The following is a 13,874-nucleotide window of genomic DNA, read 5'->3' on the forward strand; positions in this document are numbered from 1 at the left end:
CCGGGCTGCTGGGGCGGCGCACGGGCGGCGGCGGCTTCGCCGCGCCGCCCGCAAACAGCGCGGGCCCTGCCTATCGGTCACCAGCGTCGGCAGTTCGCGCCTCACGCCGAGCTAGCCACGCTTGGCCGGGCCGCGGTGGTGACCAACTGCCGACGCTGAGTGTCGGTAGTCGCACCACCAGTCACACCAGCCCCACCGGAGGGGTGCCGCGCCTTGCGCGGGCGGCGCGGGCGAAGCCCGTGTCGCCCCGTGCGCCGTCAAGCCGGTCGAGGGAGGCTCCGGGTCAAGGACGCCCGAAGGGCGCCGCGAAGCGGGCGAAGCTCCTTGAGGCGGAGACGCGACCGGCTACGCGCGCGGCACCCCAGATCAGCCCCGAGGAGACAGCCAGAGGTGCGGGGATCTCGACGGGCGCTCGTCGCTGGCGCTCCTCGCTGCTCGACCACCGAAGGCGGGGTGGTTTCGAGGCTCGCTGTGCTGGCACCTCGACCACCGGAGGGGTCAGCTGATCCACTCCTTGACCTGGCGGATGGTGGCGGCGGGGTCGTCGGAGGCGGGGGAGACCGAGAGGTTGGTGACGCCGGCCTCGGCGAAGGCGGCGATCCGCTCCTTGACGTACGACGCCGGGCCGACGAGGTTGCCGGCCTCGAGCCACTCGAGGGGCACCAGGGCCTCGGCGTCACGCTTGTTGCCGCCGAGGTAGAGGTCCTGGATCTGCTTGGCCTCCTTCTCGTAGCCGTACTGGCACGCGAGCTCGTTGTAGAAGTTCTTGCCGCGCGCGCCCATGCCGCCGACGTAGAGCGCGTAGAGCGGGCGCATGAAGTCGAGCATCCCCTTCACGTCCTCGCCGATCGCGACCATGCCGCCCGCGCTGATCTCCAGCGGGCCGAGCTCGGGGGAGCGCTTGGCCGCGCCGGCCGCGAGCGCGTCGCCCCAGACGTCCTTGGCCTTCTCGGGGTGGAACAGGAAGGGCAGCCAGCCGTCGGCCACCTCGGCCGTCATCCGCACGTTCTTGTCGCCGAGCGCCGCCACCCAGATCGGGACGACGGGGCGCTCGGGCTTGTTGAGGAGCTTGAGCGGCTTGCCGAGGCCCAGGCCCTGGTCGGCGGGGAGGGGGAGCTTGAAGATGCCGTCGCTGACGAGCGCCTCGCGGCGCAGCCCCATGCGGACGATCTCGATGACCTCGCGGGTGCGGCCCAGCGGCTTGTCGTACGGGAGTCCGTGGAAGCCCTCGATGACCTGCGGGCCCGAGGCGCCCAGCCCGAGGACCGCGCGGCCGCCGGAGACGTTGTCCAGGCCGGCCGCGGTCTGCAGCAGGGCGCCCGGGGTGCGGGAGTAGACGTTGAGGATGCCGGCGCCGATCTCGACGGTCTCGGTCTTGGCGGCGAGGTAGCCCATGAGCGTCGGGGCGTCGAAGCCGTAGGGCTCCGCGACCCAGATGGTGTCCAGGCCCGCCTTCTCCAGCGACGCGACCTGGTCCGCGGACTCGCGCGGGTTGCCGGCGTAGACGAGCGGCATGGACAGCTTCATGGGGACCCCTGGGATCGGCGTGGATGACGCCGCCACTGTGACAAGGCCGCTGTCACGATGGCAAGGCGGGGCCGGGTGACCCTGGTCCCAGGGACCGATCCCGCGCCGCCCCGCCGGGAGGGCGGTGAGATAGTGCTGGTCCCACCAGCACCCTCCGAGGAGCCAGCCTGTGACGACCTTCCGCATCGCCGTGATCGGTGGCACCGGCCCGCAGGGCAAGGGCCTGGGCTACCGCTTCGCCCGGCACGGCCACACCGTGGTGCTGGGCTCGCGGGCCGCCGAGAAGGCCGTCCCCGTGGCCGAGGAGGTCACCGCGCGGCTGTCCGGCGTCGAGGGCGCCGGCGAGGTCACCGGCGCGAGCAACGCCGATGCGTGCGCCGGTGCCGACGTGGTGCTGCTCGCCGTCCCGTACGACGGTCACGACGAGCTGGTCGCCACCCTCCCGCTCGAGGGCAAGGTCGTCATCTCCTGCGTCAACCCGCTGGCGTTCGACAAGCAGGGCCCGCACGGGCGGATCATCGACGACGGCGCCGGCTCGGCGGCCGAGTCCGCGCAGCGGATCGCGCCCGAGGCGACGGTCGTCGGCGCGTTCCACCACGTGTCGGCGGTGACCCTGTGGGGCGAGGCCGACTACCTCGACGACGAGGACGTCCTGGTCTGCGGCGACACGGCCGAGGGCAAGGCGGTCGCGATCGAGCTGGCCCGCAGCGTCACCGGCCGCGACGGCATCGACGCCGGCAAGCTGCGCCTGGCCCGTCAGCTCGAGCCGCTCACCGCCGTGCTGATCTCCATCAACAAGCGCTACAAGGCCCACTCCGGCGTGCGCATCTCCGGCCTGCACTGACCGCCTGCCGTCCTAGTGGCGGCCGTTCCAGCTGTCCCACAGGGCGGCGTACGACCCGCCGGCCGCGACCAGCTCGTCGTGCGAGCCGAGCTCGGAGATGACTCCGTCCTCGACGACGGCGACCCGGTCGGCGTCGTGGGCGGAGAAGAGCCGGTGCGCGATCGCGATGACCGTGCGCCCCTCCAGCACGGCGGCGAGGGAGCGCTCGAGGTGGCGCGCGGCGCGGGGGTCGATCAGCGACGTCGCCTCGTCCAGCACCAGCGTGTGCGGGTCGGCCAGCACCAGGCGCGCGAGCGCGACCTGCTGCGCCTGGGCGGCGGTGAGGCTGCGCCCGCCCGACCCGACGACCGTGTCGAGCCCGTCGGGCAGCGCGTCGACCCAGTCGAGCGCGTCGACGGCGCCCAGCGACGCTCGGATGTCGTCGTCGGCGGCGCCCGGGGGCGCGGCCAGGGCGAGGTTCTCGCGCAGGGTGCCGACGAAGACGTGGTGCTCCTGCGTCACCAGCGCCACGTGCCCGCGCAGGTCCTGCAGCGGCAGCTCGACGAGGCCGACGCCACCCACGGTGACCGCGCCCGTGCGCGGCGGGTGGATGCCCGCGAGGAGCCGGCCGAGCGTCGACTTGCCGGCGCCCGAGGGGCCGACCATGGCGATGCGCTCGCCGACCCCCACCTGGAGGTCGACGCCGTGCAGCACGTCGCGCCCCTCGACGTAGGAGAAGCGCACGTCGCGCGCCTCGATGCCCTCCCCGTCGGGGCGCTCCCCGGAGACCTGCCGGTCGTCGGGCACCTGGGCCACCCCGAGCAGGCGCGCCAGCGAGGCGGCCCCCATCTGGAGCTCGTCGAGGATGGACACGATGCGGTCCACCGGGTCGATGAGCATCTGCACGTAGAGCGTCGCCGCCGTGACGTCGCCGAGCGAGACCTGCCCCTGGGTGTAGAGGTAGCCGCCGAACAGCAGCGTGGCCACCGTCGGCACGAGGTAGCTGACCTCCATGGCCGGGAAGAACACGGTGCGGAGGTAGAGCGTGTAGCGCTCGGCCCGGTACGACGCCGCGATGTCGCGGTCGATGGTCTCGATGCGCTGCGTGCCGAGGCCGAGGGCCTCGACGGAGCGGGCGCCCTCGACCGTCTCGGTGAGGCTGGCGTTGATGGTGGAGTACGACGCGCTCTCGCGCAGGTAGCCGTCCTTGGCGCGGGCGAGGTACCACCGCAGGCCGATCACGAGCGGCGGAGCGCCCAGCAGGCACGGCAGCGCCACCCACCAGCCGACGCTGACGGCGGCGGCGAAGGTCAGGACGGCGGTGACGACGGCGATCGTCCACTCGGGCAGGGCCATGCGCACCGACCAGCCCAGCTGGTCGACGTCGCGACTGGTCCTGGTCAGCAGGTCGCCCGACCCCGCCGACTCGACCACGCCGACCGGCAGCGCCAGGGCGTTGCCGACGAAGTCCTCGCGCAGCTCGGCGAGCACCTGCTCCCCGAGGACGTGGCTGACGTAGCGCGCGAAGCGCGTCAGGACGGTCTGCACCACCAGGAAGCCGGCCAGCACGGCGACCACCCGGTCGACGTGACCGACCGTGGTGCCGCGCTCGACCGCCTCGACCAGGTCGCCGAGCAGCCGGGGCACGGCGAGCGCGGCAGCGGCCGCGAGCACGTGCAGCGCCAGGGCGCCCCAGAGCAGCCGCGGGTGGCGGCGCGCGAGGTCGCGGACGTAGCGGCGCAGCGCGCCGGTGTCGGCGACCGGCAGCGTGGTGTCGCTCATGCGTCCGCCGCCCCGGCCAGCTCGGTCTCCCGGGTGACGACGGCGCGGTAGCCCGCGTGCGTGCGCAGCAGCTCGCCGTGGGTGCCGGTGGCGACCACGACGCCGTCCTGGAGGAAGGCCACCTCGTCCACGGCGTCGAGCATCAGGGGGCTGGTGGAGGTCACGACGGTGGTGCGGCCGGTGCGCTGCTCGCGCAGCCGGCTGGCGATGCGGGCCTCGGTGTGGGCGTCGACGGCCGAGGTGGGCTCCACCAGGACCAGGATCTCCGGGTCGACGGTCAGCACCCTGGCCAGCACCAGGCGCTGCCGCTGCCCGCCCGAGAAGCTGCGGCCGCGCTCGGTGACCAGGGTGTCGAGACCCTCGGGGAGGGCGTCGAGGATGTCCTGCGCCGAGGCCGTGCGCAGCGCCCGGTCCAGGCTCCCGTCCCCGCGCGCCGTGCCGGTGAGGTCGAGCCGGTCGCCCAACGGCCCCGAGAAGAGGGTCGCGCCGGTGTCGGAGACCAGGATCCGCCGTCGTACGTCGGTCCGGCTCATGGCGGCCAGCGGCACCCCGCCCAGCGTGACGTCGTCGTCGACCTCCGCGGCGCAGAGGCCGAGCCGGTCCGCGAGCGCGGCCGAGTCGTCGGGCTGCTCGCTGACGATCGCCGTGAGCGCGCCCGGTCGCACCCGCAGCCCGCTGCGCTGGTCGTGCAGCTCGGAGCCCGGCGGGGGCGGGGACACCGGGTGGGCCGGCTCCGTGACGTCGGGCGTCAGCGCGAGCACGCGGCAGACGCGGCGTGCCGAGACCCGCGCGCGGATCAGCTTGTTGGCGAACTCGGTCGCGGTGCGCAGGGGGATCATCAGGAACGCGGAGTAGCCGTAGAAGGCGACCAGCTCGCCGGCGGTGATCGTGCCGGCGACGGCGTACCGCGCCCCCAGCCACACGATGACGACGACGAACGTGCCGGGCAGGAACACCTGGAGCGCGTCGAGGACCGACTGCAGCTTGGCGACCTCCACGCCGGCACGGCGGGTGGTCTGGCTCTCGCGCCGGTAGCGGTCGTGGAAGACCTGCTCGCCGCCCACGCCGCGCAGCACCCGCAGCCCGCCGACGATGTCGGTGGCGGTGTTGGAGAGATGGCCCATCAGCTCACGCTGCCGCGTGCTGCGCCGTTGCAGCGGCGAGAGCAGCGGCCCGACGAGGAGCATCAGCGTCGGCACGCCGAGCAGCACGATCAACCCGAGGGTGACCGAGGTCTGCAGCAGGATCACGGCCACCAGCAGGAACGACACGACCGCGCCGGCGAAGCGGGCCGAGACGTCCATGACCTGACCGAGGTGGGAGATGTCGCTGGTGCCGATGGCCACGACCTCGCCGGTCGACACCTTGCGGGGCAGCGCGCCGCCCAGGTGCACGGTGTGGCGGCCCACCAGCTGCACGGTGCGGTAGGCGGCGATCAGCCAGTTGGTGACCGCGAAGCGGTGCCGGATGATCCCGGCCGCGGCCTGCACGAGGCCGATCACGGCCAGGAGTCCGGCGAAGCCGAGCAGGGCCTCCCCGTCGCGGTCGGCGACGCCGCGGTCGATGGCGCGGCCGATGACGGCGGGCATGACCGCCTGGGCGCTCATCCAGATGATGCCGAAGAGCATGCCGCCCGCCAGGGTGGCGCTCTGGGCACGCGCCATCCACCACAGGAAGCGGCCGGGAGTGCGGTGGTCCGCGGTCCCGGGATGGTCGAGGGGGAGGCGGCGCACTCACCCCAGCCTACGGACCGCGAGCCCTCCACCGCGAACCCTTTACGGGCCCTCAGCGTGCGAGGTCGGTCACCACCTCGGCGCCGGGCAGCAGGCCCAGCCGCGCGCCGGGGAGCAGCAGCTTGGAGCGACGTACGCCGGAGCCGATCACCGCCGTCTCGATCTCCACGGCGCGGGCGTCGACGAGCACGCGCCACCCGGCCGGCAGCCCGAGCGGGGTGATCCCGCCGTGCTCCATGCCGGACTCCGCCACGGCGCGCTCCATGGGCAGGAACGAGCACTTGCGCACCCCCAGCAGCCGACGGACGACGCCGTTGACGTCGGCGCGGGTGTCGGCGCGCACGACGCAGGCCGCGACCCGCTCCTCGCCGTCGCGACGGCCGGCCACCAGCACGCAGTTGGCGCTGGCCTCGGGCGGTACGCCGTAGGCGTCGCCGAACGCAGCGGTGTCGGCCAGCTCGGCGTCGATGGCCGTGACGGCCGGCGATCCGGCGTGCGCCCAGGACGCCAGCGCCGCCGCCACCGGCGGAGCGAGGAGCTCCGGGTGGTCGGCGGCGGGCAGGGACTCGAGGGTGCCGAGGTGGGGGAGGGTCACGGGGCCATCGTGCCAAGGCGGCCCGACCGGGCCGTCACGACTCACGCCTCGCGGTCCTGCGGCTCCTCGGCGTCCTCGACCTCGCGCTGCTCGCGCTGCCCGTGCGGCTCGCGCGCAGCGGGCTCGACCCAGCCGGTGTGCTGCGCGCCGTGGCGGCGCCGGGTGGTCACGGCCGCGGCGACCAGGCCCACCGCGCCGGCCAGCACCCAGGGGATCGGCAGCAGCCACCGCACGTCGCTGCCCTCGACCGCGTCGTTGGCGATCAGGGACCAGACGACGGCCAGGCCCACGAAGGCGAGGCCCATCACCAGCTGGCCGATGTTGACCGGGTGCCGGCCGGCCTCGAGGGTGTCGCGCATGTCGCTCATCGGGGGCTCCTTCGGGTGTCGACCACGATCTCGCCGAAGGCGACCTCGGCGTCGATCGTGAGCAGGGGGGCGTCGTCGCCACCCCGGTGGAAGTGGCTGTCGGAGCCGTCGCGGTCGTCACCGAACAGGGACGAGTGACCGAGGCCGTCGACGGTCGCGTCGGCGTCCACGTCGACACCGTCGGGGACGATCACCTCGATCCGGCCGAAGGTCGACTCCAGCTCGAGGGTGAGCCCGTCCAGGGCCTCCGGGTCGTCGAGCTGCCGCAGGTCCAGGACGATCTCGCCGGCGCCGAGCTCGTAGCGCTCGTCCAGCTGCGCCACGGTGCGCGGCGTCTCCACGATCTGTCCGCCGTCGATCTCCCCGGCGGCGGTGGTCGCGGCCGTCACGACCGCCGTGAGGAGGCCGAGGGCGATCAGCCCGCCGGCCCGCCCGTAGAACGCCCCGAGCAGCAGCATGGCGCCGGTGACTCCCAGCGCCAGCGCGGGATAGCTGGAGGCGGTGACGTCGACGCCCGCGAGGTCGACGGTGCCGAGGATGCCCTCCGCCACGACGATGAGCGCGAGGGTGAACCAGAAGAGGATCGGCCCGCGGCGACGCGGGTGGCGCGGCGGCACCGGCAGCGGTGCGTAGACGGGGTGCGAGGGGGCGGCGTACGCCGGCGGCACCGTCGTGCCGGCGACCGGTCCGCCTGCGGGCGCCCCAGCTGTGGAGGCAGGGGGTGCGGTCGGCGCGGCGTAGAACGCGCCGGGGGCCGGGCGCTCGCCGCGGCTCATCACGACGGCCAGCGCGATCAGGCCCACCAGCGCGAGCGGCCAGGGGAAGCCCCATCCGCCGACCGAGTCGCCGAGCATGGCCAGCGCGGCGACGAGACCCACGACCCACAGGGCGAACGTGCGGCTGCGCTCATCGAGGTTGACAGTGGCGCTGTGGGTGCGCTCGTCGGGCACCAGCAGCCAGCAGGCGGCGTACACGATCAGCCCGGCGCCGCCGAAGAAGGAGAGCACCACGAAGGCGACGCGCAGGATGGTGGGGTCGACGTCGAGGTGGCGCGCCAGGCCGCCGGCGACGCCCGCGACCTTGCGGTCGTAGGCGGAGCGGCGCAGGCGGCCGAGGTCGCGGACCTCGTCGCGGGTGACCCGGGGGCCGTCGTGGGCGCCGGGGTCTCCGGCGCCGGAGGGCGCTTCGGGAGGTGTCGTGGTCATGGCTCCAGCCTGGTCCCCGTGCGTGCTCCCCACCATCGGGGACGACCCTGATCCTGGCACGTCGGAAGGCCCTCGGTCTCAGGGTCCGACCGGGGTCGGTCCTCATGTGGTGGGGGCCCGCGCTGTGTGACGATGGAGCCACGATGAGCACTGCTTCCGCGCCGCCCCGGCCCGAGCTCCGACCGGAGGTCCGCCGCGCCTACCGCGACACCCACGAGCCGGTCATCGGCGGCGTCGCGGCCGGCCTGGCCCACCACCTCGGGGTGCCCGTGCTGTGGGTGCGTGCCGCGTTCGTCGTGACCGCCGTGATGGGCGGCCTGGGCATCGCCCTCTACGCCGGCCTGTGGCTGATGCTGCCGGCCGCGCCGCACTTCGTCGCCCAGGCGCCCGGCCTCGAGAGCGCCAGCCGCGGCGGCCGCAGGCCCGGGCGGATCCGCCGGCTGGGCGACGTCGGTCCGGTGATCGCGCTCGCCGCGCTGGGGCTCGGTGCCGTCCTCGTCCTGGAGGCGGTCGTCGGCCGGGGCGGCGTCGTGTGGCCCGTCGCCATCGGCCTGGTCGGCCTCGCGCTGCTGTGGCGCCAGGCCGACGAGGCCCAGCGCGAGCGCTGGCTCGACACCAGCGGCCGGGTCGACATGGTCCGGGTCGTGTTCGGCAACGGCGGCTGGGCGTCGTACGCCCGAGTCGGCATCGGCGTGGTGCTGCTGCTGTCGGCCTTCTTCGTCTTCGGCTTCGACAACGGCTCGCTCCAGCAGGCGCGCGGCGCGCTGATCGCCGGCGGGCTCGGCGTGGCCGGGCTGCTGCTGGTCGTCGGTCCCTGGATCTTCCGGCTGGCCTCCGAGCTGACCGACGAGCGCGCCGAGCGGATCCGCACGCAGGAGCGCGCCGACGTGGCCGCCCACCTGCACGACTCGGTGCTCCAGACCCTCGCCCTCATCCAGAAGAACCCCGCCGACGCCGCCACGGTCGCGAAGCTCGCTCGCGCCCAGGAGCGCGACCTCCGCGCCTGGCTCTACTCCGGGGAGGCCACCGACGAGCGCAGCCTCGCCTCCGCCCTGCGGGGGATCGCGGCCGAGGTCGAGGACGCCCACGGCATCTCGGTCGACGTCGTCAACGTCGGCGACTGCGACATGCACGAGGCGCTGCGACCCGTCGTGGCGGCCGCCCGTGAGGCGCTCACCAACGCCGCCAAGCACGCCGGCACCCCCCGCGTCGACGTCTACGCCGAGGTGTCGCCCGGCGCCGTCGACGTGTTCGTGCGCGACCGGGGCCCGGGCTTCGACCCCGACGCGGCCCCCGACGACCGCTACGGCGTACGACACAGCATCATCGACCGCATGCAGCGGCACGGCGGCACGGCCGAGATCCGCTCCGGCGACTCCGGCACCGAGGTCCGGCTGCACCTGCCCTGCCCCACCCAGGAGGACCCCGATGCCTGACCAGACCCTCGTGCGCGTCGTCATCGTCGACGACCACGCCATGTTCCGCAGCGGCGTGCGCGCCGAGCTCGTCGGCGTGGGCGCCGGACACATCGAGGTGCTCGCCGAGGCCGCCGACGTCGACGAGGCCATCGCGGCCGTGCTCGAGCACCGCCCCGACGTCGTGCTGCTCGACGTCCACCTGCCCGGGGGAGGAGGGGTCGAGGTGATGCGACGGCTGCCCGCCGAGCGACGCCTGGAGACGTCGTTCCTCGCGCTGTCGGTCAGCGACGCCGCGGAGGACGTGATCGGCACCATCCGCGGCGGGGCGCGCGGCTACGTCACCAAGACCATCACCGGTCCCGAGCTGGTGTCCGCGATCCGGCGCGTGGCGGACGGCGACGCGGTGTTCTCGCCGCGCCTGGCCGGCTTCGTGCTCGATGCCTTCGCCGGCTCCATCGACGTGGCCGCCGTCGACGAGGACCTCGACCGGCTCACCGAGCGCGAGCGCGAGGTGATGCGGCTGATCGCCCGTGGCTACTCCTACAAGGAGGTCGCCAAGGAGCTGTTCATCTCCATCAAGACCGTGGAGACCCACATGTCCTCGGTGCTGCGCAAGCTGCAGCTCTCCTCGCGCCACGAGCTGACCCGCTGGGCCTCGGACCGCCGCCTGCTGTGACCACCTGACGGACACCTGGTCGTCACCGGGGGTTTGGGAGCCGGTCGTGGGGGTATGGGGGCTTGACGCATCGCCCGAGCCAGGAGGCCCCTGTGAGCACTGCGAGTCCCGACACCACGGCAGAGCCCGAGGGGGGCGAGGAGCTCAAGCGGACCATCACGGGTCGCCTGCTCTTCTTCTACACGCTCGGCGACGTGCTCGGCTCGGGGATCTACGTCCTCGTCGGCCTGGTCGCCGCCGCCGTGGGCGGCGCCTTCTGGATCGCCTTCGCCCTCGGCGTGTCCGTCGCGGCCATCACCGGGTCGGCGTACGCGGAGCTGGTGACGAAGTACCCGCGAGCCGCGGGCGCGTCGCTCTACGTCAACAAGGCCTTCGGCAGCCGCCCGCTCACCTTCCTGATCACGGTGTCCTTCCTCGCCGCGAGCATGGCGGCGTCCGGATCGCTGGCGGTCGGCTTCGCCTCCTACTTCGACACGCTCTGGTCCGGCCCGCCGGCCCTGATCGTCTCGCTGGTCTTCGTGGCGCTGCTCGTGGTCGTCAACTTCATCGGCATCACCGAATCGGTGTGGATGAACATGCTGATGACCTTCGTCGAGGTCGGCGGCCTCGTGATCGTCCTCATCATCGGCATCGTCTTCATCTTCCAGGGCAACGCCGACTTCGGCGTGCTCACCGAGATCGACACGTCCGGTGAGTTCAGCAGCCCGGCGCTCGCGGTCCTGGCCGGCATCTCCTTCTCGTTCTTCGCGATGACCGGGTTCGAGAACACCGCCAACGTCGCCGAGGAGACGGTCGACCCCTACAAGGCGTTCCCGCGCTCGCTGGTCGGCGGCATGATCGTCGCCGGTGTCGTCTACGTCCTGGTCTCGATGGCCGCCGCGCTGACGGTGCCGACGGAGACGCTGGCCACCTCGGACGCCGCGCTGCTCGAGGTGGTCAAGACCGGCATCCTGCCCATCTCGACCGACTTCATGACCACACTGTTCTCGGTCATCGCGCTGATCGCCATCACCAACACCACGCTGGTCACGATCGTCACCCAGCCCCGCGTGCTGTACGGCATGGCGAAGGAGGACGTCGTTCCCGCGGTGTTCGCGAAGGTCCACCCCGTCCGCCGCAGCCCCTGGGTCGGCCTGATCTTCTCCGGCGTCGTCGTCGGCTCGCTGCTGGTCATCGGCACCCTCGTGACGGAGGCCGGGGGCGGCATCGACCTGGTCGGGCGTCTCGCCACCGTCACGGTCGTCCTCCTCCTGGCGATCTACGCGCTGGTGATCGTCGCCTGCCTCAAGCTGCGTGGCCAGGACGAGGGCGAGCCGTTCTACCGGGCCAACACCCCGCTGCTGTTCGTGGGCCTGGTCGGCAACCTCGGGATCCTCTACTTCACGATCTACGACGACCCGCACTCGCTGATCTGGTGCGCGGGTCTGCTCGGCGTCGGCCTGGTGCTCTTCCTGGCGGAGTACTTCTTCGGCTCCCGTGACCGATCCAACGACATCGAGCCCGGCACCGCCGCGGCCGAGAAGGAGCTGTGACCATGCACGTCATCGTCGCCACCGACGGGTCCAAGCAGTCCCTCGCGGCTGCCCGGCACCTGAAGTCGTTCGCCGACCCGGAGAAGATCACCACCATCTCGGTGGTCGCGGTGATCCGTCCGTACGCCGCCGTGGCGTTCGCCGACGACCTCTCACCGCGCCAGTCCCCGAAGGCCGACCTGGAGTCGCTGTCCTTCCGCGACGCCGCCGACTCCGCGACCAAGGTCGTGGCCGGCGTCTTCGACGGCTGGGGACCCAAGGTGCAGATCCGGATCCGCAGCGGCTCCCCGGCCACCGAGATCATCAAGGCGGCCAAGCAGGCCGACGCCGGCCTCGTGGTGGTCGCCGCGGGAAGCCGGGGACTCAGCGACACCGTGCTGCTCGGCAGCACCGCGCAGCGCGTCCAGCACTCCGCGCCCTGCCCGGTGCTCGTCGTACGACCGGCGCCGCGCAAGCGCAAGCCCAAGGCCACGAAGAAGTAGACGGCGCTCTGCCTCGGGCCGCCCGGCCCGGCGCGAGATCGGGTTGGGTGCGGGACGGGGCGGGTCACTAGTCTGCGGTCATGGACACCCTGCGCCAGATCCTGCTGATCGTGCACCTGCTCGGCTTCGCCGCGCTCTTCGGCGGCCTGGTGGTCCAGGCCGGCTCGCAGTTCAAGGCGGTCAACGGGGCGATGCGCGACGGCGCCGGCACCGCCTTCCTCGCGGGCCTCGCGCTGGTCGGCGTCCTCGAGGCCGGCGACGGCGACGTCAACCACGCCAAGGTCGGCGTCAAGCTCGTCATCGGCCTCGTGATCCTGGTCCTCGTCATGGCCAACCTCCGCAAGGAGCGCATCCCCCAGGGCCTCTGGGTGGGCCTCCTCCTCCTCACCGTCGCCAACGTCGCCGTCGCCGTCCTCTGGTCCTCCGCGCACGCGTAGGTCGATCTGCCTGTAACACGTCGTCCTTTGCTCTTTCAGCCCGCTGCAGCGGGCTGAAAGAGCCGACGACAACGTGTTACATGCATTCCGGAGGACCTACTTCGACGGCGGCGCGGCAGGTCAGGTGGGCGGGCGCGTGCGCGGGCCACGCGCCAGAAACGGCGTCAGGTCCTCGATCGAGGTGCCGAAGAGGCGCGTGGTCTCGCCGTACTCGCGGCGGAGGCGCTCCAGCGTCTCCCGGCGCTCGCGGCCCCACAGGTCGGACCAGACGAGCCGGGACATGCCGAGCTTGAAGCCGCAGAGCCAGTCCTGACGCCGCTTCTCGCGCCAGACGACCTCGTCGGCCGCCACCTGCGCGACGCCTCCCTCGTCGAGGCGCTGGTACTTGATGCGCCCGTCGAACTCGATGAGGTGGCGTCCGAGCCGCAGGTCGCACCACGCGGTTCGCCGGCCGTCCGTGAGGCCGAACTGGGTCTGCGGCCGGCCCAGCCCCAGCTCGCTCACAAGGAGCCTCGCGAGCGTCTCGGCGACGTTGTCCGCGCCGGCGTCCGACAGCTCGACCGCCTCACGTGCTCGCGTGACATGCGGCCAGTTGCGCATCGGCAGCACCGCAGCGGAGAGCGCGTCGAGCTCGCATCCCATCCGGCGCGCCGAGTCGCACGCAGCCACGCCGTACTCCAGCGGGTGCTCCCGCGCGATGTCCACCGCCGTGCGAGCGAGGTCGAGCACGCGACGTCCTGCCACCGTGACCACCTGGTCGTCTCGGTACGGCGCCAGGTGCTCGGTGACCTCGCGTCGACGGTGCGAGCCGACCAGGCCCGGCCGGGTCACGTGCGTCCGGGGCTGGGGAGGGTGCAGGATCGCCAGGCCGAGCTCCAGCGCGCTGGAATCGTGACTCATCACATGCGGTCGCACCAGCGAGAGGCTGACGGCCCGGTCCACCCAGAGCCGGCGCGCGCGCATCGTGGCGGCGGCCGCCACCAGCTCTGCGTCGGCGTAGACCCCCCGTCGCAGGGCGACCCAGCCCCCGCTGCGCACGATCCGATCGACCCGGTCAGCGGAGATGCCGACGTCGATCGCCTGCCGACGGGTGATCAGCCCGTGCTGGGCCCCCATCAGCGCGATCACCTCGGGTCTCATGCCCGAACGCCTGCCCGCCCGCCGCCCTGCCCACGCGTGCGATCTCCAGGTTGTGGAGAACCGCCCAGCAGGCATGTAACACGTCGTCCCCGGCTCTTTCAGCCCGCTGCAACGGGCGGGAAGTGACGAGGACGACGTGTTACATGCGCCAGCACC

The 13,874-nt window shown here is 73.0% G+C and carries 13 protein-coding genes; 6 read left to right on the plus strand and 7 right to left on the minus strand.

The window, feature by feature from the left end; translation table 11 throughout:
• Positions 1-498: 498 nt before the first annotated feature.
• Positions 499-1,527, minus strand: a complete 1,029-nt coding sequence (locus IRQ30_RS15610) for an LLM class F420-dependent oxidoreductase (protein WP_193609537.1) — start codon at positions 1,525-1,527, stop codon at positions 499-501.
• A 169-nt stretch (positions 1,528-1,696) separates the two neighbouring features.
• Here IRQ30_RS15610 and npdG point away from each other — a divergent pair, with 169 nt between their 5' ends.
• Entirely contained in the window at positions 1,697-2,371 is a 675-nt protein-coding gene (gene npdG, locus IRQ30_RS15615) for an NADPH-dependent F420 reductase (RefSeq protein WP_193613934.1), read from the plus strand.
• A gap of 12 nt (positions 2,372-2,383) precedes the next feature.
• Here npdG and IRQ30_RS15620 read toward each other — a convergent pair whose 3' ends face one another.
• From IRQ30_RS15620 to IRQ30_RS15640, 5 genes are read right to left on the minus strand one after another with little or no spacing between them, the layout of a single operon-like run.
• A complete protein-coding gene (locus IRQ30_RS15620) occupies positions 2,384-4,132 on the minus strand; it encodes an ABC transporter ATP-binding protein (RefSeq protein WP_193609539.1) in 1,749 nt (582 codons plus the stop codon).
• Positions 4,129-5,865: an ABC transporter transmembrane domain-containing protein gene (locus IRQ30_RS15625; RefSeq protein ID WP_193613935.1), complete on the minus strand. Its 1,737-nt coding sequence runs from the start codon at positions 5,863-5,865 to the stop codon at positions 4,129-4,131. The genes IRQ30_RS15620 and IRQ30_RS15625 overlap by 4 nt, the downstream gene beginning before the upstream one ends.
• Positions 5,866-5,917: 52 nt before the next feature.
• Complete coding sequence (locus IRQ30_RS15630; protein ID WP_193613936.1) at positions 5,918-6,460, minus strand: YbaK/EbsC family protein; 543 nt, start codon at positions 6,458-6,460, stop codon at positions 5,918-5,920.
• A 41-nt stretch (positions 6,461-6,501) separates the two neighbouring features.
• On the minus strand, positions 6,502-6,828 hold the full coding sequence (locus IRQ30_RS15635; RefSeq protein WP_193613937.1) for a hypothetical protein: 327 nt from the start codon (positions 6,826-6,828) through the stop codon (positions 6,502-6,504).
• On the minus strand, positions 6,825-8,033 hold the full coding sequence (locus IRQ30_RS15640; RefSeq protein WP_193613938.1) for a PspC domain-containing protein: 1,209 nt from the start codon (positions 8,031-8,033) through the stop codon (positions 6,825-6,827). The genes IRQ30_RS15635 and IRQ30_RS15640 overlap by 4 nt, the downstream gene beginning before the upstream one ends.
• A gap of 143 nt (positions 8,034-8,176) precedes the next feature.
• On the opposite strand from IRQ30_RS15640, the gene IRQ30_RS15645 reads away from it, so the two are divergent.
• From IRQ30_RS15645 to IRQ30_RS15665, 5 genes are all read left to right on the plus strand, one after another.
• Positions 8,177-9,469, plus strand: coding sequence for an ATP-binding protein (locus tag IRQ30_RS15645; RefSeq protein ID WP_193613939.1), 1,293 nt, complete (start codon positions 8,177-8,179; stop codon positions 9,467-9,469).
• Positions 9,462-10,127, plus strand: a complete 666-nt coding sequence (locus IRQ30_RS15650) for a LuxR C-terminal-related transcriptional regulator (RefSeq protein WP_193613940.1) — start codon at positions 9,462-9,464, stop codon at positions 10,125-10,127. Before IRQ30_RS15645 ends, IRQ30_RS15650 begins: the two co-directional genes overlap by 8 nt.
• Positions 10,128-10,219: 92 nt before the next feature.
• The gene (locus IRQ30_RS15655; protein WP_193613941.1) at positions 10,220-11,659 is read left to right on the plus strand and encodes an amino acid permease; all 1,440 of its coding nucleotides are present in this window, start codon (positions 10,220-10,222) and stop codon (positions 11,657-11,659) included.
• Positions 11,660-11,661: 2 nt separating this feature from the next.
• Positions 11,662-12,141 (plus strand): universal stress protein, encoded by a 480-nt coding sequence (locus IRQ30_RS15660; protein WP_193613942.1) that lies wholly within the window; start codon positions 11,662-11,664, stop codon positions 12,139-12,141.
• Positions 12,142-12,221: 80 nt separating this feature from the next.
• A complete protein-coding gene (locus tag IRQ30_RS15665) occupies positions 12,222-12,578 on the plus strand; it encodes a hypothetical protein (RefSeq protein ID WP_193613943.1) in 357 nt (118 codons plus the stop codon).
• A 120-nt stretch (positions 12,579-12,698) separates the two neighbouring features.
• On the opposite strand, the gene IRQ30_RS15670 is transcribed toward IRQ30_RS15665, so the two are convergent.
• Complete coding sequence (locus IRQ30_RS15670) at positions 12,699-13,718, minus strand: type IV toxin-antitoxin system AbiEi family antitoxin domain-containing protein (RefSeq protein ID WP_193613944.1); 1,020 nt, start codon at positions 13,716-13,718, stop codon at positions 12,699-12,701.
• Between the last annotated feature and the right edge of the window lie 156 nt (positions 13,719-13,874).

This window comes from Nocardioides lijunqiniae, assembly GCF_015024225.1.
In the GTDB taxonomy this organism is placed as follows: Bacteria; Actinomycetota; Actinomycetes; order Propionibacteriales; family Nocardioidaceae; genus Nocardioides; species Nocardioides lijunqiniae.